Consider the following 26,003-nt stretch of genomic DNA (forward strand, 5'->3'; position numbering starts at 1 on the left):
GATATCTTTAAATATGGAAGTTATTGCAGAAAATAGGAAAGCAAGGTTTGAATATTTCATCTTAGAAGAATTTGAAGCGGGTATGGTCTTATTAAGCAGTGAAGTTAAATCGCTAAGAGAAAGAAAAGTAAATATTTCCGACGCCTACGTTGTTGAAAAGAATAGCGAAGTATGGCTGCACAATATGCATATTGCAGAATATAAAGCTGCGAACCGAAAAAATCATAAACCAAAAAGGGAACGTAAATTACTCTTGCATAAAAAGGAGATAAATAAACTAATTGGTCAAATCAAGACTGCTGGGATAACTGTTGTGCCGCTTTCGGTCTATTTTAACGATAAAGGATTTGCAAAAACTAAAATTGCCATTGTAAAAGGAAAAAAACTCTACGATAAGAGAGCAACCATAAAACAGAGAGAGTGGGATCGTGAAAAAAGTAGATTGTCTAAAAATAATTTATAGCAAAATATGTCTTTAAATCCAGTAATTTTCAGCATCGGTCCTGTTTCTATATATTGGTATTCCTTAGCCTACGTTTTGGGTATAGTGTTTGCATATTGGTATTTACATAGGCTAGATGACCAAAAAATATTTACTAAGAATTTTTACGATTCGTTATTAACAGCCACTATTGTAGGTATTATCCTTGGAGGTAGACTTGGCTACGTATTGATATATGATCCAGTTCTTTATATAAGCAACCCTATCGAGATATTGAAGACCTGGGAAGGAGGGATGTCATTTCATGGCGGTGCTATAGGAGTTTTACTTGCAGTAATAATCTCCTGCAGAAGACATAACATTCCTATATTTTATGCACTGGACCTAGTTTCTTGCGGAGTTCCCATAGGTTTATTTTTAGGTCGCATAGGCAATTTTATAAACGGAGAGTTATTTGGCAGAGTTACAACTATGCCATGGGGTATGGTATTTCCAGAGAGTGGTGATAATTTGCTGCATCATCCAAGCCAGCTTTATGAGGCACTTTTTGAAGGACTGCTACTTTTTGCAGTTGCAAATTCACTGTTTTTCTTAACTAGAATAAGACTGTATCACGGTGCGTTAACTGGTATTGCAGTTATGTGGTATGGAATAGCACGTTTTTTCGTTGAGTTTTTTCGCGAACCAGACTATCAAATTGGCTATTTGTGGCTTGATTTAACTATGGGGCAGTTGCTTTCTATACCTATGGTTTTGCTAGGAATGCTTGTATATCTAGGCGTATTAAATTTAAAATTTAATACGAAATCTGTCACATAGAGAAAAGGTGAGTTCAATAGAAAAATGTAGCCAGAAGCCCCACATTATGCACAATTGTACGAATTTTCTGCGTTGCAGTAGAATGAATCGGTGGGCTTTGTTGCATCGCTAGCTATGATGGATTAAAGATAAAAAAGGTGGAGAATATCAGTAGCTTATTATTCTGGTATTTATAACAAGAACGGTCAGTGAATACCTAAATTTGAGTAAAAGAAATTTCACTACCACTCACTAATCTGGCTAAAATTCAAGAATTTCAATGCTTTAGCTATTTTCAATAGAATTAAATTTATTAATATAAATAACAAATTACTATTCTTAAATTTAATCAGATTGATTGCAAAAAAACAAGCTTTTCAATAAGTTGCTTATATAGCCTTTCTTATAATAGTCCGAATGCGATAAGATATGTGTTTATGGCTATAGCAGGCCAGTAGCATATTACGGTCTGTTCGGATTATTGTAAAAAGAGCTATACTATTCTTAAATTTGATCAGATTGATTGCAAAAAAAAAACAAGATTTTCAATAAGTTGCTTATAATCCTAATTATAGTTAGCCTTTCATAAGTAGCGATGCAACAAAGCCATTCCAGCGTCAGCTATAGCTCTTTTTACAATAATCCGAACAGACCGTAATATGCTACTGGCCTGCTATAGCCATAAACACATATCTTATCGCATTCAGACTATTATAAGAAAGGCTATATAAGAAAGGTTATACTTTCATGACACCATTTGCTGTGCAGTTTACCTTCAAAAATGAATGTTCTTACAGCTATGGAATGAATCGCGGTATGACGTAGCTTCGCTATAGGCAATGAAGGAAATATTAACTATACTTCTTTTTACCATTGTTTATATTTCCTATTCACATATATTAATATTTTACTCACTTAAAGTAAGCTAACTACCGTTATTAATATTTTTGTAATAAAAATTGTATATGGTGCATGTAATCAAATTAAGAGGAAGATTGTGGAAATTACGCCATCAATAAAAAAAGAATTGAAGCAAAGTACTCTATATCTTTGCCTAGAAAAATGCAAAAGTGCATTTTGGTTTATCTTTTGGTTTAGTGCGGGAATCAATTTATTAATGTTATTCCTACCACTTTATACCTCTCAAGTGCTTGATCGGGTGATATCGAGCGAAAGTGTATCAACACTAACTATGCTGACAATTATCACTTTATCTGCATTTGCATGTTCTGCAATGCTTGAAACTTGTCGATATTTAGCCATGGCAAAAATAGGTGATTGGATCGATAAAACTGCAACACCAGATCTGATAGTAAGGTCAATCAGGCTAACGTCAGTGCAGAGCTCAACTTCAAGTGGTGAAGCAATACGAGATCTCGGAGTGATAAAAAATTTCATTACAGGAAATGGTATATTCTCACTGTTTGATACTCCATGGTCGTTAATTTACCTTGTTGTGATTTTCATGATACATACCTCCACGGGGTTTATAGCTATTACTGGAATTATTATATTAGTCTCTATGGCAATATGGAATGAACTTGCCACTAAACGAATATTACAAGAAACCAACGAAGAAACTATACGGAATATCAATGCTATAGATGTTGCAACAAGAAATGCAGAAGTGGTTGAAGCTATGGGCATGTCAGAATTCATAGTCTCTGATTGGTGTAAACGAAATGATCAGAACCGAGCAATGCAAATTAAAGCACAAAATCGCTCTAATGTAATTACTGGAATCACTAAATTTTTGCGCTCAACTCTGCAAATATCAGTGATTGGAACAGGTGCATTACTTGCAATCACAGCTCATAAGACTGCCGGTAGCATCATCGCTGCTTCAATTTTAATGGGTAGAGTATTAGCACCATTTGATGCTGCGGTTCATACTTGGAAGTTTTTAAATCAGGCTAGAATGTCATATGGAAGGCTACAAAGACTTATATTAACATCGCCAAAAAGAGAGCAAACGATGGCTCTACCAGAACCTGAAGGAAAATTGGAATTTGATAGAGTATTTTTTACTCCTTATGGAAGCAATAAGCCGACAGTAAAAGGAATATCATTCATTATAGATCCTGGAGATGTAGTTGGTGTTATTGGTGCAAGTGCTTCTGGTAAATCCACTATCGCAAAATTAACTGTTGGTGTATGGAAGCCAATATCTGGTGTAGTCAGACTAGATGGCGCTGATGTATATACTTGGAATCGAGAAAATTTTGGTAATTATGTTGGCTACTTACCTCAGGATATTGAGTTATTTAACACTAGTGTCAAAGCTAATATTGCTCGCATGAGGCCAGATCCAAATCCTGAAGAAATAATCAAAGCAGCAAAAATTGCAGGAATACATGAACTAATACTAAGCTTACCAAATGGATATGATACAACAATAGGAGGTCCTGGAGGAGTAACGCTCTCTGGCGGCCAAAAACAGCTTCTTGGACTTGCCAGAGCTTTTTATGGTCACACAAAACTTTTAGTACTTGATGAACCAAACGCTAACTTAGATAGCAATGGAGAGGCATGCTTAATTAATGCAATTGGCATTGCAAGAAAACAAAATACTACTACTGTTATCATCACTCACAAGCTACCGTTATTGTCCGTAGTTGATAAGGTGATCCTCATGTCAGATGGTGTCATTTACGCTATGGGACCAAAAGATGAGATTTTGAGCAAATTAGTTGCTCCATCATCAAGTACCACAGAAGATGAGCGCTCTTCAGCAAATGGTTAGTTTACTTATAATAAATTCTGTATCTGAAATAACAACTGTTCCAGAAAAATATATATTTCTTTACCATTAGAAATAATATTACAAGAATAGTAAATAGATTAATAACTCTTATTAATTAAAGTCAATCGGCAGATATAGCTAAAGTGGCTTAGGTTTACCTACAATTTGAAAAACAACAAATTCGTCTTAATGAATTTTCTTAATTTGTTATCTAAATAACTTAATATTAGTGGTAATTTTATAAAAAAATTATAATATAAATAATGTTGCTGCGAAAATTTATAACAATATTTCCCTCTAACGTTTAATGAATTTCAATAAATTGCCTTTTTAATTCTAGATAAGTATATACTTTGTTAATATGTTTAGTTCAAAATCCAAAAGTAAGTTTATGCTTTCTATTGGAGAAGAAGGCATAATGTTACTATATTTTAAAAATAATACTTTAAATAAAAGGTATTTTGTTAAGGGCAAAAACGATAAAGCAGTTTCCGATTTAATTTCATGTCTTTCGTCAGATAAAAAAGCACCTTTATACCTGGTGCTTAATCATGCAGATCAAAATTACTCGCTACAGTTTATTACAAGGGCAAACAAGATTAGTGCCTATCTATCAGCAAAAACAAAGATGGAGCATTTTTCTCGTAATAATGACATAAGTTCAGTTTTTTTGGTTGAGAAGCCAAACAAATTCAATCAAAACTGGTGCTATCTTCTTGTTTCATCAAAAGCAAAGCATTTAGTAGAATATTGGTTGAATGTGTTTATTGAGATAGGCTCCAACTTTAAGGGAATATTAATGTTTCCTATAGAAATAAGTAATATAACAAAAAAGATTCTACATAAAGATCCTAATAATTGGAAAATTATAGTTGCTGCAACTAAAACGGGAGGCTATAGACAAGTGGTTCTTAAAGAGAATAAAATGGTATTTACGCGCTTAACATCATTTACTAATGATAATTTACCAGGAATTATCGCTGGTGGAATATATCAGGAAGTGCAAGATACTATTCGATCCTTAACTAAGTTTGGGTTTGAAAAAAATAACCCTATCGACCTTTGTATCATAGTGTCAGAAGATATCAAAGCTAGTTTATCAGTCATAAATTTTTCAGAGAACAGTGTGAACATATTAACTCCATATGAGTTAGGCAAACTATTAGGAGCAGAACTAGCTATAAGTGAAAAAGATAACTTTTGCGATACCATAATTTTGTTTCATAGCTTTAAGAATAAATTAGCAGCTATTTTTAATACAAAGGAAACTAAAGAATTTTATCTATTCAATTACCTTTATTTAAACTCTCCTCGAATTTTTCTATACTTCGCCCTGGTTTTAGTTATAACAAACACCCTTTGTTTGCTAAATTTGTATTCAAATTTCAATGTCGCTGATAATTTATCAGCAAAGCAGAACACCTTAAATAACCAATTAACAAAACTTAGCCAAATCTATAATGTAAAAAAAATAGATGAAATTTATGATTTTATTAATATCAATAATATTTTATCAAAAATAGAATACTCTCCTCTTACACAAGTTAAGTATGTAGAAAAGTTAAAAATACCAGGTATAGAGCTTCGATCATTTGAATGGAATTATAATGAGGCAAAAAGTTATATTACCACAACTTTAAAGTTTAATTTTCAATCCGGTAAAAATATTTCTCATCAATACGAGAAACTACGAAAAAATTTAAACGATAATTTTCGTACCTATGACATTAATATTTCTAGCTTACCTGCTGCTAAAGAGCAAAATCTATCTATTGATGTTGAAATAGGAGAGGCAATGTAGATTAATGACTATCTCTCAATTAAAAAGAAAAGCTACAATTCAGTTTATATCGTATTTGTTATTATCTGTTGGATTAATAGGGTTATTAACATATGTTGTTATCTATAACGAAAAGATTTATAATAAAAACCAAATTGCGATTGATAAAATACGTTCTATTAATTTACAGATTACTGGAATTCAAAAAAAGGAAGTTGTTCTAAATAAAAACCTAGATTTATGGAAAAAAATTTCTTCTTCAAATTTACATAGTAGCAGATACATTGCAAATTTAAATTTCGAGCTTAGCAAGTTATATAAAAAGCACTATATATTAGAACCTGAAATATCAATTTCTATACCCGAAGAAGTTGAGCTCCACAACAAAAGTGAACGCACAAAAGTAATAAAAAGTGAAGTGGTCCTAAATTTAAGCTCAATCAGCGATAAGCATATTTTTTTATTTCTACAGTCTATTCCAAATCTGCCCGGTTATGTTATGATCAAATCTCTTATTTTAAATAAGCAGAGAAATATTGATGCTGCAACTATGAATCAGATTTTGAATGGTAATATGATAGAGATAGTGAGAGCTAATATAGTCTTTGATTGGTATACTATATTAAGTAGATAAGGTGATGAACATAAAGCTGTTTTTTATTTTTACGCTACTCATTTCCAATGTTAATGCATATTGCAGTTGTGAAGATATCATAGAAAGCATAGAAATTTGTAAGGAGTATTCTTGCCGACAATATATTGGCAATGAAGATTTTATTGAGCATAAAATATTAGGATTAAATAGTGGAAATTTATGCGTATATATAGAAAAACAAGGTAATGATGAAATGGTTTGTCATCATTCTCAGTATGGAATGATGATAGAAAAAAGATATTTTGAAAGTATTCTTAAAGTTGGCAATCAAGAAATCGACGATTTTATTGATATAGCAAATTTGCGTGCAAAAGAGTGTTTCTTTATCAACAATCAAAAACTAAGCTATACAGATCGGGACGATATAATAAGAGAAGCAGTGGAAAGTGACTTTGACGTTTTGTCACAATATAGTAACGTAAAAAGCATTTTTTTTGATGAAGAGCCAGTTAATAGAATGGTCAATGAAATGGAAAAGTTCAATTTACAATCTTCAAGAGCTGCAAAAGAGGAGGTATCAGATAATTTCAACGGTAAGGTAGTGAGTTTAGACTCAATTTTATATCTTTCTCCCGATACATGGAAAATATGGGTAAATGGAAAACTGTTTATAAATACTAAGGATTTAAAAGTGCACTCAGTCACTGAAAATTATGTAACTTTTGTATGGACCGTAGATCAAAAAGCAATAAAAAAGCATGCGAATGATTCTCAAAATGTATATTTTGGATATGGGAGTATTATGTTTACGCTTTATCCAAAACAAAAATTTGACTTGGATGGCTTATCTATTAAATAACTTAAATATATATGCGCTTGTAGCTCAGTTGGATAGAGCGTTGCCCTCCGGAGGCAAAGGCCGTGGGTTCGAATCCCTCCAAGCGCACTTTTAATTAAATTTGACAATAGTACTTTCATATAAGATAATAAAGGGATTTATTTAGAACATAATTATGTCTGGTGGTACCATAAACAAAGTCATACTAGTTGGTAATTTAGGAAAAGATCCTGAAATTAGGACTACACAAAATGGAAAAGAAATGGCAAGTTTTTCAATAGCCACGTCTGAAAGTTGGACTGACAAACTTTCCGGTATGCGCTCTGAAAAGACAGAGTGGCATAATATCGTAATTTTTAGTGAAGGATTAGTAAAAATCGTCAAAGATTTTGCACGCAAAGGCAGCAAAGTTTATGTTGAAGGTTCTTTGAGAACTAGGAAATGGACTGACCAAAACGGTAGTGAAAGATACACAACAGAGGTGGTTCTATATAATTTTAATAGCGCTCTTACTCTCTTGGATTCACGAAATAGTGCGCCAAATTCTGATTACAAGCCAAGTGGATACAAACAAGGTGAAACAGAACAAAAAGATAAACACGAAAGTTTTGACAACGATATAAAAGATGAACTACTCGACGATGAAATACCATTTTAACAATTTAAATTGAAATCTACATTTTTATGGACTGCTTGTGTTACTCCTTTTGATTGCAATGGGGATAGCATAGATTATAGCAGTTTGCAGCGTTTACTGACAATGCAAGTTAAAGCTGAAAATGGCGTAGTGTTGCTAGGTAGCACAGGTGAGAGCCTATCGCTTACTGATTCTGAAAAGCGTACATTAGTTGAATTCGTATGTAAGCTAAAATTAAATACGAAAATTATAATTGGCGTACCAGGAGTGAATCTATATCAGGCTCTTGAATGGCTTGATTTTTGCAAGGGTATGCCTATTCATGGCTATCTAATGACAACTCCCATTTATGCAAAGCCCGGAATTATGGGGCAGACTTTATGGTTTGAAAAGCTGCTTGAGAAAGCACATGTGCCGGTTATGTTTTACAATATTCCATCAAGAGCAGGAGTGAGTCTTCACGCTGAAACTGTACGCAACTTATCCAGTCACGAAAAATTTTGGGCTATCAAAGATTCAAGTGGCACTGTTGATACTTTAACTCAGTATAAGAAAGTTGCACCAAATATTGAGGTCTTTTGCGGAGATGATAATATGATATCTGATATGGCCGCTTATGGTGCGGCTGGTCTGGTTTCCGTTGCTGCCAATGTTTGGCCGCGCGTAGCACATGAATACGTTAAGCAGTTCATCAATGGCAGGAACCCTCAGGCAGATATCTGGCAACAGGCTTGCGAAGCGTTATTTATTGCCAGCAACCCAATACCCACTAAAGCACTTTTGCATGATATTGGGCTCATAGAACATCAAACTGTCCGCCTACCACTCAGCACAGAAGACTTGCCTTCTGTTGAAAAATTGAGGCAAGTCAATAAAATGATTCTTGGATGGAAAGAATTGGCTACTCTCTAAATAGTCTTGCAACTTTGATTTAATATACAATCCAAGTTTCATTTGAACACTCCCAAACTTATCACTTTATGCCACTGGTCTTCATCTAAAATTTCTACACCTAATTCCACTGCCTTTTTATATTTGGATCCTGGTTTTTCTCCTGCAATTAGGTAGTCAGTTTTAGCAGAAAGATGTGAGCTGACCTTTGCTCCTAGAGTTTTGGCTCTTACTTTTGCCTCTCCTCTACTCATAGCAAGTAGCTTACCAGTAAACACTATAATTTTATTATTTAAAACAGAGTTACTAGAGTTGGAGCTCACAGGAAGAATTTGAAGACAAGCAGTAAGATCATTTAACATTTTGATGTTATGTTCCTTAGAAAAAAATGATTCCAAAGATTCAGCTACTTTTTTTCCTATGCCGTCTATACCTACTAGCTCAGTATTATCTGATGACAGTTCAATCATCGAATTATACCAATTATAATAAGAAACATAATAATCTGCAAGCAATTCTGCTGCAACTTGGCCAATAAATCTAATACCTAAAGAAAATATAAACCTATCTAGAGTTATTACCCTTCTGCTTTGTATAGCATTTAATAAATGAGCTATTGATTTCTTGCCCCAACCAGACTGTTCTTCCAGATTAAATTCATCCAATCTTTCTTCTAAAGTAAAAATATCGGGAATTTGTTTTATCAGACCAAGGTCGTAAAAAAACTCTATCTGCTTATCACCAAGGCCAACAATGTCAAATGCATCTTTCGATACAAAATGCTTTAGTTTTTCTATTATTTGAGCTTTACAGGCAAATTCCTCAGGACATCTTACTGCAGCCTCTCCCTCAACCTGACGTACTTTACTACCACATTCAGGGCATACTTCAGGAAACACAAATTCAGGTGTATTTGGAAGACGAGAATCTCTGCTTACTTCAACGATCTGGGGAATTACATCCCCTGCCCTTTTGATTGTTACAATATCTCCCTCTCTTATGTCTTTACGTTTTATCTCATCTTGGTTATGCAGACTTGCTCTACTAACTAGCACCCCACCAATATTGACTGGCACTAAATCTGCAACTGGAGTTAAAACCCCTGTTCTGCCCACCTGTATAAATATCTTATTTAACTTTGTTTTTGCATAAACCGCAGAAAACTTGTATGCAAGTGCTGAGCGCGGTGCTTTGTGAGTATTCCCTAGACGATTTTGTAGTACCAAATCATTTACTTTATAGACTATTCCATCAATATCATAATCCAAGTTATAGCGACAGTTATAGACCTCGTTATAGAACTTCAGCATTCCATCTAAACTACTCGTTAAGGACTGATGCTCATTTACGCAAAAACCAAGTGCCTCAAGCTTATTTAGTACCTCACTTTGACTTTTCTCTGCTCCACCAATCAAAGAATAAGCAAAATATCTAAGAGGTCTGCTTGCTGTAATGTTTGCATCCAATTGCTTTAGAGAACCAGCGGCTGCATTTCGAGGATTGGCAAATTCATCGTTTTCATTTAACTTTAAAAAGTCGCTGTTACTGATGTATATTTCACCTCTTACTTCTAGTCTTCCTTGCACACCTTGCAAAAACTTAGGAAAGCCTTTTATTGTTGCAACATTGTGAGTGACATCTTCCCCTACAAAACCATCACCTCGAGTTGCAGCTTTAACAAATCTTCCATCCTCATAAATTGCAGAAAACGACAACCCATCAATTTTTGGTTCACATAATATCTCTATTTTGTCCTCAATTAAAAACCTCTTTATTTTAGACAAAAATTTCTCTACACCTTGTTCATCATAAGCATTCTCAAGGGAAAGCATAGGTTCTTGATGTTCCACCTTAGAAAACCTCTCATCAGGTGGAGCACCAACACTATCTTGTGTTGCATAAATTTCTGGCTCTATTTCAGCTAACTTTTTCTTCAGTTCATCATATTCAGCATCACTTATTTCTGGCTTATTTTTTTTGTGATACAAAACATTATGATAATTTATTTGATCTTGCAGTTTTTCTCTCATCTTTTCTAAGTTAGTCATGATACCAATATAATGCTACATTAGCCTTTGTCGTCAAGCCATGAATTTTCTTGAATTCATCATATGGTCTCAAACATCAAAGGTGCCACAATGCTATAGCCATACTTATTCTTCTTTTGCTCAATTGTATTAGCAGATCTCGCTTGCTTTAGCCGTACATTTATATAAAATTAAAATAAATTAGAGTAAACAATATTGCTATTTAAATGCTAACAAGATTCGCTCCAAGCCCAACTGGCTACCTCCACGTAGGAAACGTACGAACTGCCTTGGTTTGTTGGATGTACACACGCAATCAAAATGGAAAATTTTTACTCCGTTTTGATGATACTGACCTTCAGCGTTCAGATGTCAAATATATAAATGATATCATACAAGATTTGAAATGGATTGGTATCAATTGGGATGCAAGTTTCAAGCAATCAGAGCGCTTTGAGCGTTACAATGAGGTGTTTTTGCAGTTAATAAAAGAAGGGCATATTTATGCATGCTATGAAACAAGAGAAGAGTTAGACATTAAACGAAAATTGCAGTTAAAACAAGGACTTCCCCCTGTATATGACAGAAGCGCGTTACTTCTAACTGAGCAAGAGAAAATTAGTTATGAGCAAGAAGGAAGAAGACCACATTTTAGATTTAAGTTGGATAGAAATGAAGTTGTTAAATGGAATGATGAAGTTAAAGGTGAAATAAATATTGCAACAAGTCACATCAGCGATCCTGTGGTAAAAAGAGAAGATGGAATTTACACATACATGTTACCTTCTGTTACTGATGATGTTGACTTTAATGTAACTCATATTGTACGCGGGGAAGATCATGTAACTAATACCGCAGTGCAAATCCAAATGATTAAAGCATTAAAAGCGAAAATCCCTACACTTGCTCACCTTTCTCTGCTACATTTTGATGATAGCAAAATATCCAAGCGAACCGGCGTGCTGGACATTAAATCTATAAAAGAAGATGAAGTTGAACCGATGGCACTAGTTAGTTATTTAGTGAAGCTTGGAACATCCAATCCAATTGAAGCTTGCGCCTGTATGCAATCTTTGATTGATTCATTTGACATTAAAAAATTTAGCTCAGCATGTACGCAATTTAGCTTGAGTGAAGCATACAAGCTAAATTGCAAAGTGCTGCAACAAATGCCATTTGAAATTATACAAGAACGTTTAAATCAAATTGGAGTGGACTCCTCAGAGTTTTGGTATTTTATAAAGAACAATATAGAAAGGTTTTCTGAGGTGGCCAAGTGGTGGAAAATATGCAAATCCGATATAGAGCCTGTGATTCTTGATAAGGAGCTTATAAAAATCGCGCTCAATACATTGCCTCAAGACGATTATAATGAAAACACATTATCAGAGTGGGTCACAACTATTCGGCACACAGTAGATATAAAGGCAAAAGACCTATTTATGCAGTTGCGCTTAGCTTTAACAGGAACAGAAACAGGACCAGAGCTCGCTAAATTATTAATTTTTATCGGCAAAGAAAATATCATTGCAAGGTTAAAAGAAAAGTGAAAACTAAAGAATTATAGCTAATGCAATCCCTACGTCATACCGCGATTCATTCGCGGTATCTCTTAGCCGCTAACAAGCAGCGGGATGACGATTGTCAGGGTGTCATCCAAGTAGCCTCTTTCTTGTCATCCCAGTGCCCAAACACTGGGATCCAGCCTTTCCATAATCATTAAAACATTGTATTTTAACTAAAACAGCTATTTTTATGCTCACCAACTTAATAAAATTCCTGGATCCCAGTGTTTGGGCACTGGGATGACAAAAAAAGGAGCACTGACCTCTCTTGGGCTCTTTTAGCTACAAACGTTAAGAAATTTACCAAATAAAAAAAAAGGCAAAAGAAGCCCCGTGGTTATTATCCGCTTTAAAATATTGGCGTTTTTTATGTTTTATAGCCTTTCTTATAATAGTCCGAATGCGATAAGATATGTGTTTATGGCTATAGCAGGCCAGTAGCATATTACGGTCTGTTCGGATTATTGTAAAAAGAGCTATAAACGCTTGACAAGCGAAATTCAGCTGCTTTTAATTGCAACTAACTTACGCTGCAAATGTTTAAGAAATTTACTAAGCAGAAAAAAAGACAAAGAATCCCCGAGTTAGCTAGTCTTTTACTATCTCTGTCGAGTATTGGCATTTTTTGATGTCTTGTAACGCTTTATAAGCGCGTTCAGCTTATTTAGATAAAAATCTAGATGTAGATGAAGTTTTGTAAAGACATACAGTATCTATATACTGCAAAAAATTGAACATAAGACGCCGATACATTAAGTAATCCTTACCTTTTAATCTGCAGATTGGCGAAAGCAAATACAATAGCTTCACCATCGTGATAAGGGAGCTGGCGGAGTTTGTCAAGTAAGTTTTTGTATTTTAATTTTAGAATTTTATAGGCTTTTGTTCTCATGAAAATTATGTTCTCATGAGTAAATTAATGTTATCCTTTTTTGTTGATCTAAAGTTTCTTATGTTCATACACTTACGTGTTCATAGTGTTTATTCGCTGCTTGAAAGCTCGGTTAAAATTGAGGAGCTGATCGGCCTTTGTTTGCGAAATAAAATGCCAGCGGTTGCAATTACTGATTCAGGTAACTTGTTTGGCTCGCTCGAGTTTTCAGAATATGCAGCAAGTAGGGGAATACAGCTAATAATAGGATGCAATATTATAGTTAAACATTCAGAACAAAATTTACCTATATTATTGCTTGCAAAAAATGAGCAAGGGTACACTAATTTAGTCACTTTGGTGAGTGAGTCTTTTAGAAAGCGCAAGAATAACAGCGATATTCCTTACGTTGATTTTGATGAGCTATTGAATTTAAGTACGGGTCTGATCGCTTTAACCGGTGGATGTTTGGCTCAACCATTGTTGGGGCAAGATAAAGAAACGGTTGAAAAACTGCTTTCAGCATTCAATGGTCATTTATATGTTGAATTGCAGCGTCATGGGCTGAATAAAGAGCTAGAGCTTGAAGAAGCTTTGATAGACTTTGCTTATCAGCGCAATATACCACTAGTTGCAACGAACGATGTGTTTTTTCCAAATAGGTCTGACTATGAGGCTTATGATATATTAACGTGTATATCGGAGGGGAGTTATGCCCTGGAGAATAACAGAAAGAAGTTAACTACCGAGCATTACTTCAAGTCTGTGGCAGAAATGGAGGAGCTGTTCAGTGATATTCCTGAAGCAATTCATAACACTTTAGTGATAGCTAAGCGGTGCTCTTACATGCCAAGAAGCAGGCAGCCTATTCTGCCTAAATTTCCTTGTAGAGAAAATAAAACTGAGAATGAAGAACTGAGGGAGCAGGCAGTTGCAGGATTAGAATTCCGCATCGCAAATGAGACAGACATAGACCTTAAACAATACTACGATCGGCTAAATTACGAACTAAGCGTAATAACTTCAATGAATTATTCCGGGTATTTTCTAATAGTTTCTGATTTCATTCGTTGGAGCAAAGCAAATGGCATTCCAGTTGGTCCAGGAAGAGGCTCTGGTGCAGGCTCAATTGTTGCTTGGGGCTTACAGATTACAGACCTTGATCCAATAAAGTTTGGCCTAATATTTGAAAGATTTTTGAATCCTGATCGTATATCGATGCCTGACTTTGATATCGATTTTTGCCAGGAAAAAAGAGACCTGGTTATTGATTATGTTCAGAAAAAGTACGGTTATGTTGCTCAAATAATCACTTTTGGAAAATTGCAAGCAAGGGCAGTATTGCGTGATGTTGGTAGAGTATTGCAAATGCCTTACTCTCAAGTGGATAAAATATCTAAAATGGTTCCATTTAATCCAGTAAATCCTGTAACTTTATCGCAAGCGATAGAGCTTGATCAAAACCTGCAGAAAGAACGAGATAGTGATGAGGTAATTGCAAAGCTTCTTGATATATCTCTTAAGCTTGAAGGAATATATCGTCACGTTTCAACTCATGCTGCTGGAATTGTAATATGTGATCAAAAGTTGGAAAATTTTGTTCCTGTGTACTACGATCCAAATTCGGCTCTGCCAATCACTCAATACAGCATGAAATATGTGGAGAAAGCTGGGCTAATAAAATTTGATTTTCTTGGACTTGGTACGCTAACGCTAATAGATCGTGTGTGTCGTTTAATTAATCGTGATAGACAAAAGATCGATATTTCTTCAGTTCCTTTAGATGACCAAAAAACCTATGAGATGCTCTCAAGCGGTGATTCAATTGGAGTGTTCCAGCTTGAAAGTTCGGGAATGAGAGAAGCTTTAATTAAACTAAAACCGGACTGCATTGAGGACATCATCGCTTTAATCTCCCTTTATCGTCCAGGACCTATGGGTAACATTCCAACTTATGTTGCAAGAAAACATGGACTTGAAAAGCCAGATTATATTCATCCATTACTTGAGGGAATATTAAAAGAAACGTTTGGGGTAATAATCTACCAAGAACAGGTGATGGAAATAGCGCGTATTCTCTCTGGATATAGTCTCGCAGAAGCAGATTTGCTAAGACGTGCCATGGGTAAGAAAATCAAGAAAGAGATGGATAAACAACGTACACTTTTCGTCCAAGGGGCAACGAAGAATGGCGTTGATTATGACAGGGCAAGTTATATCTTTGACCTTGTTGCAAAATTTGCTGGTTATGGGTTCAATAAATCTCATGCTGCAGCATATGCGGTTATATCTTATCAAACGGCTTACCTTAAAGCTAATTATCCATTAGAATTTTTTACAGCACTAATGAATCTGAATATTGATGATAGAGATAAACTGAATTTATTTTATCATGCAGCAAAGTTTAGTGGCGTTACCGTTCTTTCACCTGATATAAACAAGTCTCAAGCTGAATTCTCAATAGAGGATGAACGCATACGTTATGGTATTGCTGCCTTGAGGAATGTTGGTTTTTCTATAGCGGAAGGAATAGTGAACGTACGTTCAAGCGCTTGTAAGGACATATGGGAATTCATTCAAAATTCAGGTCATATAATAAATAAGAGAGCGCTAGAAAGCCTGATTAAATCCGGAGCATTCGATAGCGTGCATAAGAACAGAAAGCAGCTATATGAGTCAATGGACACGCTGATTTACTTTACAAATAAAAACAAACAGGATAGAGAATCAAGTCAAGCTGCTTTGTTTGGTAGTCTTGATGTCCTCAAACCGAAACTTGAGAATGTGGAAGATTTTGATGAAGAGGAAAAATTAGAACATGAGTTATTTTCACTAGGATTTTATTTAACTAATCATCCGCTTGAAAAATTTAGAACTCTTCTGGAAAAGTTAAATATTGGGTTTATCGGAGAAAATAGAACAGCAAAAACTGCTGGGGTAATATTAAATGCACGTATGAGAACTTCAGAGCGTGGAAGGTTTGTTATCCTCACACTTTCTGATCCCCATAACGTTTCTGAAATAGCATTCCATAATAATGAAATAATAGAAGAAAAAAGAGATTTATTTTCACCAGGAACATTTGTGATAATTGATCTTGAAGCTTCGGAAAATACAACAAGATTGGCAGGCAAAGATATATCTGAGTTTACAAAAAGAGTCACTTCTACAATAAAAGAATTAGTTCTCACCACTGAGTGCACGGATTCGCAAAAAGCCGCTATGGAATTAAACGCAATATTGAAAGATGAAGGCAGAACCAAAATAATGCTAAAACTTCTTTTCGACAAACACAAAGTGAGCATCTTATTACCAGGTGCATACTCAATTGCTCCTCAAGTTATTTATGAAATATCTAACTTAAGCTGGATTAAAGGCGTAGAAATTAATACAAATAACTTGCTTATATAAAAAAGCTTTATATAATGAAATATTTAATCGGTATTAAAGGAAGATATAGTGAATCTTTATGAATTTACTTTTATAGCACAACAAGGATTGTTAGAGCAAGAAGTAGAGGAGATGGTCCAAGAGCTAGCTGTTTCATTGAAAAATATTAAAGCAGATATTATGTTCCAGCAAATCAGGGATATTCTGAAAAAAGGAAATGACAAGCTTACAAAACAAGAGTTAGAAGTGCGTGCTGAGGACATTAAAGAAAGTCTAGTTGCTTACTCTGATTTCTTGGAAGATCTTACAAAAATTTTATGGGTTGAATTAGAAGAAGATCTTTCAAATTTGAAAGAAGTGAAGTCAAAAATCGATAAAGAGTTGAAAGATGACCTAAAAGATTTAGGAATAACGCAAGATTTTACAAAATTTCTAGGAGGCAGTACTAAAAGTGCGTTTATCCATAACGCAGTAAATGCTTTGAAGAGAAATATTTCAGAACATCTAATAAAGATTTTTCAAGATATTTTGAAAGATTTTAGAATAAACGGTCCAACTCAATCGAGCAAAGCGTTGGAAATGCTTTTGAAAAACATTGAAGCATCAGGATTAATCAAGTATGAACATTGGGGTCTTTTGGATTTTGCATATCACAAAAATAAAATGAAGAGCGGTCATTATTGTATAATGTGCATAAGTTCTACTGCAAGCATTCTGGATGAATTTATGCGTAGAATGAAACTTAATGAGAACGTTATTCGCCACTTTCCTGTGCAGGTTGATAAAATTTTTGAAGGTAAATCTCATATGATGAATAAACAAATTGAGGAGCAAAGCGCATAATGATGAAAAGACGAAATAGTTTTAATAATTCTTACGTATCTGTAAATAATAGGACTGGCTTTAGGCGTTCTAAAGTTTGCCCCCTTGCTGCGTCTAAAGATGAAGACATAGATTATAAGAATATAGATTTATTATCCAAGTTTACCTCTGACTATGGTAGGATATTACCTAGAAGATTAACAGGCGTATGTGCAAAGAAACAAAGGAAGTTACGCTTAGCGATCATAAGGGCACGTTTTTTAGCTCTTATTCCTTACTGTACTAAAAAAGTTTAGGTAATTTATGTTGATAATTTTAAAGAAAAATATAAGGACTTTAGGTAAGCTTGGTGAAGTTGTCAAAGTTAAACCAGGTTATGCACGTAATTTTCTTTTTCCACAAAGAGAAGCGGTGAAAGCTACCAAGGAAAATTTAACAAAGCTAGAGGAGCAACGTTTATTACTGAAAGAAGAGAATATAAAAAGATTAAATGTAGCAAAAGAGCTTGCATTGTCACTACATGATAAGTTTGTGGTATTGATAAAGCAAGCTTCAGAGGATGGTAAAATTTTTGGTTCTGTAACAACACGTGAAATTGCGAAAATTTTACTACAAGAAGGACATGTGATAGATCACCGTAGTTTATCTTTTGGTGGAGTAAGCATCAAAAACTTGGGTGAATACCAAGTAAACGTAGAATTACATAGTGAAGTAGTAGTACCAATTACTATATACGTCGTGAAATCCGAAACAGATGCAGATGAGCTAAGGCAAGTAAAATTGCAAAATCAGAAGTCTGAGCAACAAGAGGCAGAGCAAGATGCGAATAAAGAAGCTACTGATGGTGATGATAGCTGATCAAAGATGATCCCTTGTTATAGTCGTAAGGAAATGTCTGCCATGGCTAAGCTGGTGTCATCCCAGTGCTTCCCTCATGTCATCCCAGTGCGTGACACTGGGATCCAGTTTGTTTCATCATGGACATTATTTTATGCTTCTAGAATCCGTTGTCCATTGAATAATTTGCAAATACTTTTATACCTGGATTCCAGTGTCACGCACTGGAATGACACCATTATTGGAATAAATCAAAAATGATTCCCCGCTATAGCAGAAAAGAAATGTCTTCCATTTGGGAGGAAAATAATAAATTTAATATATGGCTTAAAATAGAAAAATTAGCGTGTGAAGCTCAAGCAAAGTTAGGAGTGATTCCGAATAATATTGCTGAGAACCTCTCTGGTGCTATTGAATTTGATGTTGAATGTATCAACGAAATTGAATCCATTGTAAAACATGATGTTATAGCTTTTCTGACATATATTGCTGAAAAAGCGGGAGTTGATGTTCGTTATCTCCACTATGGAATGACAAGTTCTGATGTTTTGGATACATGCCTTGTGGTGCAACTGAAAGAGTCCTGTGATATTTTGCTCGAGAATCTAAAAAATTTACTTGCAGCATTGAAAAAAAAAGCTGAGGACTATAAAGATATTGTTTGTGTTGGACGCAGTCACGGAATGCATGCAGAACCAACAACTCTTGGAATAAAATTTGCCAGATTTTATGCTGAATTTAAACGCAATTATCAGAGATTAATTAGCGCGCAAAAAGAAATCTCAATTTGTAAAATATCAGGTGCGGTAGGCAATTTTGCAAATGTTGATCCGTTTGTTGAAGAGTATGTAGCGAAAGAAATGGGACTCATACCTGAAACCATATCATCTCAAATCATTCCTCGTGATAGACATGCCATGTTCTTTTCAGTTTTGGGAGTGATTGCAAGCTCAATAGAAAATATTGCAATTGAAATTCGTCATTTGCAAAGAACTGAAATCGGCGAAATTTCTGAGCATTTTTCCACTGGGCAAAAGGGGAGTTCTGCTATGCCACACAAATGTAATCCTATTTTAAGTGAAAATCTGACTGGACTCTCACGTTTAATACGCAGTTATGTTTTTCCTGCGTTAGAAAATGTTGCATTGTGGCACGAACGTGATATATCACACTCGTCTGTGGAAAGATGCATTGCTCCTGATGCTTGTATAACAATGGATTTTGCTTTAGTGCGATTAACAGATTTGATAGATAAATTGGTGATCAATAAGGAAAACATTGAAAAGAACTTAAATTCTTCAAAAGGTTTAGTTTTCTCACAGCGTGTATTGCTTGAGTTAGTAAATAGTGGTTTGGCGAGGGAAGAGGCGTATAAAATTGTTCAGAGCAATGCAATGAAAGTGAAACAAAACAACAGTGATTTTCTGGCCGAATTGAAACAAGATAAACTCTTACTTAAGGTTATTAACTCGGAAAAACTTGAATCTTTGTTTGATTTGAAATACTATACAAAACATGTAGGTCACACGTATAGCAAGGTTTTCAATTAGGCTGAGTAGCTCAGTTGGTAGAGCAGGAGGATCATAATCTCTTGGTCGGGGGTTCGAGTCCCTCCTCAGCCACTCGCACTAAACTATGTTTAGCAAGATAGTGCTATTGGTGAAACCCAGTGTCAACTACTTGGAGTGAGTTGTGTATCCACTCAGGTGAAGAGACAATGGATAAGAAATTGTGAAAAGGGTTTAGCTTTTGGCCTATGATCTCTTTAAATGACAGAATTTCACTACAAAACTTAACTTTCTTCTATGCAGTTAGCTAAGTCAAGAAAAGTGAATCTATCTCTTGTTGCAAACGCAAGATCGACCACTTTACAATATTGTTCTTTATTCCAATTGAGGTGCTCTGGTAAGTGTGGAATTGATAGATCTTCAAATATTTTTTGCAGGTGTTTTGCAGGTAGTAAATTTTGCTTAATTAAACTGGAAATATTATGCCATTCTTTGCGAATAATCTCTTGGATTTTTTGCTGCAGAATTTGCTTCTGTTCAAAAGTTCTTACAAATTCAATATTATCAAAGCACTGAGTTATATGTTTTACATCTAAAGTGGTCGGTTTGATTATTGGGTTTTGTATTGATAATATCTTTTCCTGTAAATTAGCCATAGTAATCGTTGTGACAGCAATTTTTTCACCATGTAGTGAGGAATAATCTTTTGTTACCATTTCCATTGCGTGAGCTATCATATGCTCTCCTTGGCTTGCAGAATAGCTGCCTTTTGACATCACCATTCCAAGTCCTGAAATTAGTAGAACTTCCATAAGTAATAGGACCTCTTTTCTACTTCTTTTAGTAAGCGCCATATATTCTCTTAGCAAAATTTGCTCCAAATCATGAACAAGTGTAAAAGGTAATTCATTGTATTCTGTGCTAAGCAACAAATGAGATAGTAGCCAGTCAGCCTGAACTGTTGAACGACAAATGAAATCTGCAAATCCGCTTAATGTGAGGCGCAGTGGTGCATTGGCAAGTATGTCTATATCTATATATATTGCTCTTGGAAGATGTGCTTTGAACGATTTTTTATATCCATTTACTAATATTGAAGCATTTGCGGATGTATATCCATTCATAGAAGCGGCTGTTGGGAAGGATATATAATCTTTTTTCTCGAGGTAGCTTACATATTTGCAGATATCGTTAACGGTGCCGCTACCAAATGCAACTATTAAGTCACTGTCTTTTACTTTGTTTCTCACTAGATTTACGGTTTCAAGAGAGGCAGCTCTGCTTGGTGTCATTTCTCTACCTGATGTCATCCCAGCGCGTGACACTGGAATGGCAGGTGGGGTTGGAATAATTAAATGAGAAATTTTATTAAGTACGTTTTTGTTTAAAAGTTTTGCTGTATTTTTATCTGCAACTAGAAAGACGTCATTTCCGTGTCGTGTGCATATTTCATAGATATCATCAGCAAGGTAGTAATCTGTTATTACTTCCCTTAGAAAAGTTTGTTCGGTTTGATGTAATATTTGTTTTAAATAGTGCATAGAGTGTTTACAATATAGCAATATAAGTATTTTAAGATTGACATGAAAATTGACCCTGTAGAGCTAACTAAGAAATTGATCTCTTTTGAGAGTATAACACCAAGGGACGGCGGGGCAATAGAGTATATAGCAACAATCTTCAAGAAGAGTGGCTTTGATTGTGAAATTTTAGAGTTTGGTGATAAAGTTAAAAATCTTTATGCGAAATATATAAATGGAGTACCAAATTTGTGCTTTGCTGGGCATGTTGATGTTGTACCACCGGGTCAGTTAAAAGATTGGGCATTTGGTCCATTTAATCCAGAAGTGAGGGATGGTATATTATATGGAAGAGGGGCGGCTGATATGAAAAGCGGAGTAGCTGCGTTTATTGCTGCTATGGTAAATTTGATTGCAGAGAAGTTTCAATTTAATGGTTCGATAAGTGCATTGATTACCAGTGCTGAAGAAAGCACGGAAGAATATGGAACAAAGGCAGTTTTGGAATGGATGAAAAGTAAGCAAAAAAAGGTGGATTTCTGTGTGGTTGCTGAACCAACCAGTAGTGAGAAATTAGGTGATACCATAAAAATAGGCAGAAGAGGTTCTGTAACATTTGAATTAATTTGCCATGGAAAACAAGGGCACGTTGCCTATCCAGACCTAGCAGATAATCCAATATATAAGGTAATATCGATATTGAGTAAGGTAAAAAATACTACTTTTGATCATGGTAATAAATATTTTCAGCCTTCACATTGCGAAGTTACTACTATTGATGTTGGAAATAATACTAGCAATCTAATACCTAGTTCAGCAACTACACGTTTTAACATTCGATATAACAATGAACAAACACCGGGTGGCTTATATAAGCTGATTGATGAAATATGCTACAGTGTAACTAACAATTATAAACTTTCTGTGCATAGCAGCAGGGACGTTTTCCTCTCTACTCCCGATAGAAATACTGATATTATGCTTGATGCGATAAATAAATTTACCAGTATTGATGCTGCGCTGAGCACAAGTGGTGGCACATCTGACGCTACGTTTATCAAAGATGTTTGTCCAGTGATTGAATTTGGTATAATCAACAAAACTGCACATCAGATAAACGAATGCGTATCAGTAAACGATATACACAAGTTAACAGCTATATATAAGGAATTTATAGAAAATTATTTCAATCCCACTAATAAAATATTGAATCAGGTCAACGTAGTTAGTAACATATCTAGTGGTCCATTGTTAGCTTAGATGTAATCAGATCTCTTGCATAACTGTTGTCTGAATAACAACTGGTGTCATTCCAGCAAAATGTGTCAAGTAAGTTTTTTCGTTTCTATAGCTACTTGGATGACAAAAGAAGAAATACTAGACTTTATACCTTTTGCACTTAAATTCACATAAATCATGAATTATGCACGTTTCACACGAAGGTTTCTGTGCTTTGCAAACATATCTACCATGCAAAACTAGCCAATGATGAGCATAAAGCAGGTATTTTTTGGGAACCACATTTAAAAGAGATTGCTCTGTTTTAAACACATCTTTTTCTTTCACAAGCCCAATTCTATTGCTCACTCTAAAAACGTGAGTATCAACTGCCAATGTTGGAATGCCAAGCCCCGAATTTAAGAACACATTAGCGCTCTTTCTCCCCACTCCAGGCAAAGACACCAAATCATCAAAATTAGTAGGTACTTTGCTGTTGTATCGTTCTACCAATATTTTACTAAGCCCGATTATATTTTTTGCTTTGGAATTATATAAACCAATACTGCTTATGCATTTTTTCAGCTCACTCTGCCCAAAGCTCAGCATTTTTTCTGGCGTATCAGCGATATTAAATAGTTCTCTTGTAATTTTATTAACGCTTACATCAGTTGTCCGCGCTGATAAAACTATCGCAACCAGTAACGTAAAATGATTGGTATAATTTAGCTCTATTTTTGGCGCAGGATTTGATTGTTGAAACTTTTCAAATATTAGTTCTACTTTTTTTGAGTCCATTTCATTTACCACACCTCTTTTAAATATTTAAACAAAGAACCCCTCTTTCCCATCATACAAATACAATTTGTCCATTCTCACCACGTCAAAATTGTGTTCTTCGAGTTTGATTAGCAAGTTATTTACATCACTATTTGTAATAGCTTGCTTTTCATTATTTGCGATAAACCTACAGGTTATTTGGTCACTTGAAGGTTTTGAGTTTCCTGGCCAAATCGCAAGTCCTTTTGAGTATATTGCTATCATTTGCAGATTACTTGATTCAAATAATCCTACTATTTGATCAACATTACTGGATTTTTCCCAAGCGAGAGTTATATCACTACCCACTAGCTTTTTAACTTTGTAATCTTGTTCGTAATTGTCTTGTACTTTATTTATTTTACTATCCGAACCACTGCCAATTATAAGCTCAGCAGGTTTCTTTCCTAAATTATCTATAACAGCTTCTGCAAATTCTTTGGTACCAACTTTCTGTTTACTTCTTTTCTCCTTATATAAATCGGCAGTGTGTATTCCATCCTCCAAAGTCTTGAGCCATGCATCGTAGATTAGTTTTGCAGTACCCACTTGACCTATGTAAATTAGCATATGCACTGCAGCATTTAAAAGACCAGAAGGATTGGCTATGTTTTTTCCTGCAATATCAGGGGCAGAACCGTGCACTGCTTCAAACATTGCGTATTCATTCCCGATGTTGCTACTTCCGGCAAGCCCCACAGATCCAGAGGTTTGTGCGACTATATCTGATAATATGTCGCCATATAAGTTCTCGGTTACTATAACATCAAAATTCTCCGGTTCTGTTGCAACACGCGCCATTCCAATATCAACTATATAATGTTCTGCCTTTATATCTGGGTATTCCTTTGCAATGCGATCAAACGCGGCATGGAAAGTTCCGTCAGTCATTTTCATGATGTTATCTTTAGTCAGGCAAGTTACTTTTTTTCTGTTGTGTTTTTTTGCATATTCAAAAGCGTACCTGCATATCTTCTCTGAGCCAGATCTAGTAATAATTTTAGTGCATTGGTAAGAGTCACCAGTGAGCCTATGCTCTATTCCGGTGTAAACGTCCTCTTCATTTTCACGTATCACTACGATATCAAACTTATCGAATTTATTTTCTATAACAGGATGATATGAAATGCATGGTCTGATATTTGCATACAACCCTAGATTTTTTCTGAGTGCAACGTTTAAGCTTTTGTGCCCTTTACCTTGAGGAGTTGTTGTCGGAGATTTTAATAATATTTTTGTCCTTTCAATTGATTCCCAACCACTTGGAGAAATTCCGTGAGACCATTCTTTACTGTAAACACGCTCCCCTATTTCAATAATATCTATTGAGATTTCCGCTTCTGCTTCGCGCAATATCGACAGCACCGCTTCCATGATTTCTGGTCCGATACCGTCGCCATATGCAACTGTGATTAGTGTTGACATAACTTCCCTAGTTATAAATGATTTAATATTAATTTAAATAATAGAGTGGCACAAGTAGCTAATATTACCCAAGTTAGTATATTTACGGTTATTTAATAACGTATTTTTATATCATATGATGATATTATGAAATATAGGTGGGGTTATGAATACTGAAATAAATGTTAAAGTAAATTATGTAGGATTTACAAGGCGTATTGTAGCAGAAATACTTGACCTCATCATATTTTCCCCTCATTTTATCTTCGGTTTTATCTATGGTGTATTCATCGTATCATTACAAGATAAGGATAAAGACTCTTTTCAGGAACTTGCACAACTAGCAACAGAAATACCATTTATAGTTTCTACAGTGGTCGCAACATTAGTACTAACAATATCCAAAATATTAATGGTAACAAAACTTGGTGGTACCCCAGGAAAACTATTGTGTGGTATGCATATTAAAGATGCTAATACATTTACAAATGTTACCCTTATGCAAGCAACAATAAGATGTATTTCTAAGGGAAGCATCTGGATTATTTTTCGCTTTTTGCTTCATCTGCATTATCATGGTTATACTTTTCTATATCTTTTAATTGTGCTAATTTTATTTTTGTTTGCAGTATTTGATCAACGCAAACAGACTTTTTACGATAAAATTGCAAAAACAGTAGTGATAGACTATAAATCTAGTTGATATTTTTCTTTATAGGTAGTACATGGATAAAAAAGTAAACTACTCAACAATGACAAGACGTACTCTAGCATTTATAGTTGATTGTATTTTATTTATCGCAATACCATTTGGTTTAATGGCGGTGGGTTTCTCACTTACACACGCAATACAAGGGATCATGGGTGCAATAATTGTAATCACCACGATTGTATTTTCTTTATTTTTAATGATACCATGTATATTTCATATATTCATGCTAGTAAAATTTGGCGGCACTCCAGGACACTTGTTACTTAGCATGCGTGTAAAAGACAAAGATACATTTGAGTCAATCACTACAATGCAAGCAATGAAAAGGACTATAGCTCTTTTTATAATTTATTGCATATCACTTTGTAATCCCATTTTATTCTTATCTATACTAATCTTAGTTTTAGTATGTGCAGTAGGTGATGAACATAAACAAGCTTTTCACGACAAAATTGCAAACACGGTAGTGATAGATTATAAACCTAGTTGATATTTTCCTTTAGCTGTCTGCCACCAAGGGTGTCATTCCAGTTTCACGCGCTAACTTAAGGTGAATTGCCAACTTAACTATAAATATATTTTGGTA

23 protein-coding genes and 2 tRNA genes are annotated in these 26,003 nt (G+C 34.8%); 20 read left to right on the plus strand and 5 right to left on the minus strand.

Annotation, left to right across the window (positions count from 1 at the left end; translation table 11 throughout):
* The first annotated feature begins 13 nt into the window (after positions 1 to 13).
* From smpB to dapA, 9 genes are all read left to right on the plus strand, one after another.
* A complete protein-coding gene (gene smpB, locus OPR46_RS05425; protein WP_007548863.1) occupies positions 14 to 463 on the plus strand; it encodes an SsrA-binding protein SmpB in 450 nt (149 codons plus the stop codon).
* Positions 464 to 469: 6 nt separating this feature from the next.
* Positions 470 to 1,261: a prolipoprotein diacylglyceryl transferase gene (gene lgt / locus OPR46_RS05430; protein ID WP_265043182.1), complete on the plus strand. Its 792-nt coding sequence runs from the start codon at positions 470 to 472 to the stop codon at positions 1,259 to 1,261.
* A gap of 976 nt (positions 1,262 to 2,237) precedes the next feature.
* Positions 2,238 to 3,983, plus strand: coding sequence for a type I secretion system permease/ATPase (locus OPR46_RS05435; protein WP_265043183.1), 1,746 nt, complete (start codon positions 2,238 to 2,240; stop codon positions 3,981 to 3,983).
* Positions 3,984 to 4,344: 361 nt separating this feature from the next.
* Positions 4,345 to 5,784: a hypothetical protein gene (locus OPR46_RS05440; protein ID WP_265043184.1), complete on the plus strand. Its 1,440-nt coding sequence runs from the start codon at positions 4,345 to 4,347 to the stop codon at positions 5,782 to 5,784.
* A gap of 4 nt (positions 5,785 to 5,788) precedes the next feature.
* Positions 5,789 to 6,397, plus strand: a complete 609-nt coding sequence (locus tag OPR46_RS05445; protein ID WP_015589194.1) for a hypothetical protein — start codon at positions 5,789 to 5,791, stop codon at positions 6,395 to 6,397.
* A gap of 4 nt (positions 6,398 to 6,401) precedes the next feature.
* Positions 6,402 to 7,217: a hypothetical protein gene (locus OPR46_RS05450; protein ID WP_209473389.1), complete on the plus strand. Its 816-nt coding sequence runs from the start codon at positions 6,402 to 6,404 to the stop codon at positions 7,215 to 7,217.
* A gap of 13 nt (positions 7,218 to 7,230) precedes the next feature.
* Positions 7,231 to 7,304 (plus strand) — tRNA-Arg (locus OPR46_RS05455).
* A 67-nt stretch (positions 7,305 to 7,371) separates the two neighbouring features.
* Complete coding sequence (gene ssb / locus OPR46_RS05460) at positions 7,372 to 7,854, plus strand: single-stranded DNA-binding protein (protein WP_265043185.1); 483 nt, start codon at positions 7,372 to 7,374, stop codon at positions 7,852 to 7,854.
* A 9-nt stretch (positions 7,855 to 7,863) separates the two neighbouring features.
* Positions 7,864 to 8,745: a 4-hydroxy-tetrahydrodipicolinate synthase gene (dapA, locus tag OPR46_RS05465; RefSeq protein WP_265043186.1), complete on the plus strand. Its 882-nt coding sequence runs from the start codon at positions 7,864 to 7,866 to the stop codon at positions 8,743 to 8,745.
* A 38-nt stretch (positions 8,746 to 8,783) separates the two neighbouring features.
* On the opposite strand, the gene ligA is transcribed toward dapA, so the two are convergent.
* Entirely contained in the window at positions 8,784 to 10,772 is a 1,989-nt protein-coding gene (ligA, locus tag OPR46_RS05470; protein WP_265043188.1) for an NAD-dependent DNA ligase LigA, read from the minus strand.
* Between the two features lie 206 nt (positions 10,773 to 10,978).
* Here ligA and gltX point away from each other — a divergent pair, with 206 nt between their 5' ends.
* Positions 10,979 to 12,301 (plus strand): glutamate--tRNA ligase, encoded by a 1,323-nt coding sequence (gene gltX, locus OPR46_RS05475; protein ID WP_265043189.1) that lies wholly within the window; start codon positions 10,979 to 10,981, stop codon positions 12,299 to 12,301.
* Between the two features lie 315 nt (positions 12,302 to 12,616).
* On the opposite strand, the gene OPR46_RS05480 is transcribed toward gltX, so the two are convergent.
* The gene (locus tag OPR46_RS05480) at positions 12,617 to 12,760 is read right to left on the minus strand and encodes a hypothetical protein (RefSeq protein ID WP_265043190.1); all 144 of its coding nucleotides are present in this window, start codon (positions 12,758 to 12,760) and stop codon (positions 12,617 to 12,619) included.
* A gap of 508 nt (positions 12,761 to 13,268) precedes the next feature.
* Here OPR46_RS05480 and dnaE point away from each other — a divergent pair.
* The 7 genes from dnaE to OPR46_RS05515 all read left to right on the plus strand — a co-directional run bounded on the left by dnaE (position 13,269) and on the right by OPR46_RS05515 (position 19,858).
* Complete coding sequence (gene dnaE / locus OPR46_RS05485) at positions 13,269 to 16,598, plus strand: DNA polymerase III subunit alpha (protein ID WP_265044100.1); 3,330 nt, start codon at positions 13,269 to 13,271, stop codon at positions 16,596 to 16,598.
* Between the two features lie 48 nt (positions 16,599 to 16,646).
* On the plus strand, positions 16,647 to 17,420 hold the full coding sequence (locus tag OPR46_RS05490; RefSeq protein WP_265043192.1) for a 30S ribosomal protein S6: 774 nt from the start codon (positions 16,647 to 16,649) through the stop codon (positions 17,418 to 17,420).
* Complete coding sequence (gene rpsR, locus OPR46_RS05495; protein ID WP_007548890.1) at positions 17,420 to 17,695, plus strand: 30S ribosomal protein S18; 276 nt, start codon at positions 17,420 to 17,422, stop codon at positions 17,693 to 17,695. The genes OPR46_RS05490 and rpsR overlap by 1 nt, the downstream gene beginning before the upstream one ends.
* 7 nt (positions 17,696 to 17,702) lie before the next feature.
* Positions 17,703 to 18,257: a 50S ribosomal protein L9 gene (rplI, locus tag OPR46_RS05500; RefSeq protein WP_265043193.1), complete on the plus strand. Its 555-nt coding sequence runs from the start codon at positions 17,703 to 17,705 to the stop codon at positions 18,255 to 18,257.
* Positions 18,258 to 18,299: 42 nt separating this feature from the next.
* On the plus strand, positions 18,300 to 18,497 hold the full coding sequence (locus tag OPR46_RS06895) for a hypothetical protein (RefSeq protein ID WP_265043194.1): 198 nt from the start codon (positions 18,300 to 18,302) through the stop codon (positions 18,495 to 18,497).
* Complete coding sequence (purB, locus tag OPR46_RS05510) at positions 18,494 to 19,786, plus strand: adenylosuccinate lyase (RefSeq protein WP_265043195.1); 1,293 nt, start codon at positions 18,494 to 18,496, stop codon at positions 19,784 to 19,786. The genes OPR46_RS06895 and purB overlap by 4 nt, the downstream gene beginning before the upstream one ends.
* Positions 19,786 to 19,858: transfer RNA gene (locus OPR46_RS05515), tRNA-Met, on the plus strand. Before purB ends, OPR46_RS05515 begins: the two co-directional genes overlap by 1 nt.
* Before the next feature lie 170 nt (positions 19,859 to 20,028).
* Here OPR46_RS05515 and OPR46_RS05520 read toward each other — a convergent pair.
* Positions 20,029 to 21,285: an iron-containing alcohol dehydrogenase gene (locus OPR46_RS05520; protein ID WP_265043196.1), complete on the minus strand. Its 1,257-nt coding sequence runs from the start codon at positions 21,283 to 21,285 to the stop codon at positions 20,029 to 20,031.
* Positions 21,286 to 21,327: 42 nt separating this feature from the next.
* Between OPR46_RS05520 and dapE the strand changes: the two genes are divergently transcribed.
* A complete protein-coding gene (gene dapE, locus OPR46_RS05525; RefSeq protein ID WP_265043197.1) occupies positions 21,328 to 22,524 on the plus strand; it encodes a succinyl-diaminopimelate desuccinylase in 1,197 nt (398 codons plus the stop codon).
* A gap of 117 nt (positions 22,525 to 22,641) precedes the next feature.
* On the opposite strand, the gene nth is transcribed toward dapE, so the two are convergent.
* A complete protein-coding gene (gene nth / locus OPR46_RS05530; RefSeq protein ID WP_151807622.1) occupies positions 22,642 to 23,280 on the minus strand; it encodes an endonuclease III in 639 nt (212 codons plus the stop codon).
* A 27-nt stretch (positions 23,281 to 23,307) separates the two neighbouring features.
* On the minus strand, positions 23,308 to 24,726 hold the full coding sequence (gene icd, locus OPR46_RS05535) for an isocitrate dehydrogenase (protein ID WP_265043198.1): 1,419 nt from the start codon (positions 24,724 to 24,726) through the stop codon (positions 23,308 to 23,310).
* A gap of 145 nt (positions 24,727 to 24,871) precedes the next feature.
* On the opposite strand from icd, the gene OPR46_RS05540 reads away from it, so the two are divergent.
* On the plus strand, positions 24,872 to 25,408 hold the full coding sequence (locus OPR46_RS05540) for an RDD family protein (RefSeq protein WP_265043199.1): 537 nt from the start codon (positions 24,872 to 24,874) through the stop codon (positions 25,406 to 25,408).
* Between the two features lie 22 nt (positions 25,409 to 25,430).
* A complete protein-coding gene (locus tag OPR46_RS05545; RefSeq protein ID WP_265043200.1) occupies positions 25,431 to 25,907 on the plus strand; it encodes an RDD family protein in 477 nt (158 codons plus the stop codon).
* The last annotated feature ends 96 nt before the right edge of the window (positions 25,908 to 26,003 follow it).

The organism is Wolbachia endosymbiont (group A) of Scambus nigricans, assembly GCF_947251485.1.
GTDB lineage: Bacteria > Pseudomonadota > Alphaproteobacteria > Rickettsiales > Anaplasmataceae > Wolbachia > Wolbachia pipientis.

What these genes read in the sequence shown, in the direction of transcription:
- lgt (WP_265043182.1), top strand. Translation starts at nt 470, where the DNA reads ATGTCTTTAAATCCAGTAATTTTCAGCATCGGTCCTGTTTCTATATAT.
- ssb (WP_265043185.1), top strand. Translation starts at nt 7,372, where the DNA reads ATGTCTGGTGGTACCATAAACAAAGTCATACTAGTTGGTAATTTAGGA.
- purB (WP_265043195.1), top strand. Translation starts at nt 18,494, where the DNA reads ATGATTCCCCGCTATAGCAGAAAAGAAATGTCTTCCATTTGGGAGGAA.
- dnaE (WP_265044100.1), top strand. Translation starts at nt 13,269, where the DNA reads ATGTTCATACACTTACGTGTTCATAGTGTTTATTCGCTGCTTGAAAGC.
- icd (WP_265043198.1), bottom strand. Translation starts at nt 24,726, where the DNA reads ATGTCAACACTAATCACAGTTGCATATGGCGACGGTATCGGACCAGAA.
- OPR46_RS06895 (WP_265043194.1), top strand. Translation starts at nt 18,300, where the DNA reads ATGGCTAAGCTGGTGTCATCCCAGTGCTTCCCTCATGTCATCCCAGTG.
- nth (WP_151807622.1), bottom strand. Translation starts at nt 23,280, where the DNA reads ATGGACTCAAAAAAAGTAGAACTAATATTTGAAAAGTTTCAACAATCA.
- rplI (WP_265043193.1), top strand. Translation starts at nt 17,703, where the DNA reads ATGTTGATAATTTTAAAGAAAAATATAAGGACTTTAGGTAAGCTTGGT.
- OPR46_RS05540 (WP_265043199.1), top strand. Translation starts at nt 24,872, where the DNA reads ATGAATACTGAAATAAATGTTAAAGTAAATTATGTAGGATTTACAAGG.
- OPR46_RS05440 (WP_265043184.1), top strand. Translation starts at nt 4,345, where the DNA reads ATGTTTAGTTCAAAATCCAAAAGTAAGTTTATGCTTTCTATTGGAGAA.
- dapE (WP_265043197.1), top strand. Translation starts at nt 21,328, where the DNA reads ATGAAAATTGACCCTGTAGAGCTAACTAAGAAATTGATCTCTTTTGAG.
- rpsR (WP_007548890.1), top strand. Translation starts at nt 17,420, where the DNA reads ATGATGAAAAGACGAAATAGTTTTAATAATTCTTACGTATCTGTAAAT.
- OPR46_RS05480 (WP_265043190.1), bottom strand. Translation starts at nt 12,760, where the DNA reads ATGCTACTGGCCTGCTATAGCCATAAACACATATCTTATCGCATTCGG.
- OPR46_RS05450 (WP_209473389.1), top strand. Translation starts at nt 6,402, where the DNA reads ATGAACATAAAGCTGTTTTTTATTTTTACGCTACTCATTTCCAATGTT.
- smpB (WP_007548863.1), top strand. Translation starts at nt 14, where the DNA reads ATGGAAGTTATTGCAGAAAATAGGAAAGCAAGGTTTGAATATTTCATC.
- OPR46_RS05545 (WP_265043200.1), top strand. Translation starts at nt 25,431, where the DNA reads ATGGATAAAAAAGTAAACTACTCAACAATGACAAGACGTACTCTAGCA.
- OPR46_RS05445 (WP_015589194.1), top strand. Translation starts at nt 5,789, where the DNA reads ATGACTATCTCTCAATTAAAAAGAAAAGCTACAATTCAGTTTATATCG.
- OPR46_RS05520 (WP_265043196.1), bottom strand. Translation starts at nt 21,285, where the DNA reads ATGCACTATTTAAAACAAATATTACATCAAACCGAACAAACTTTTCTA.
- gltX (WP_265043189.1), top strand. Translation starts at nt 10,979, where the DNA reads ATGCTAACAAGATTCGCTCCAAGCCCAACTGGCTACCTCCACGTAGGA.
- ligA (WP_265043188.1), bottom strand. Translation starts at nt 10,772, where the DNA reads ATGACTAACTTAGAAAAGATGAGAGAAAAACTGCAAGATCAAATAAAT.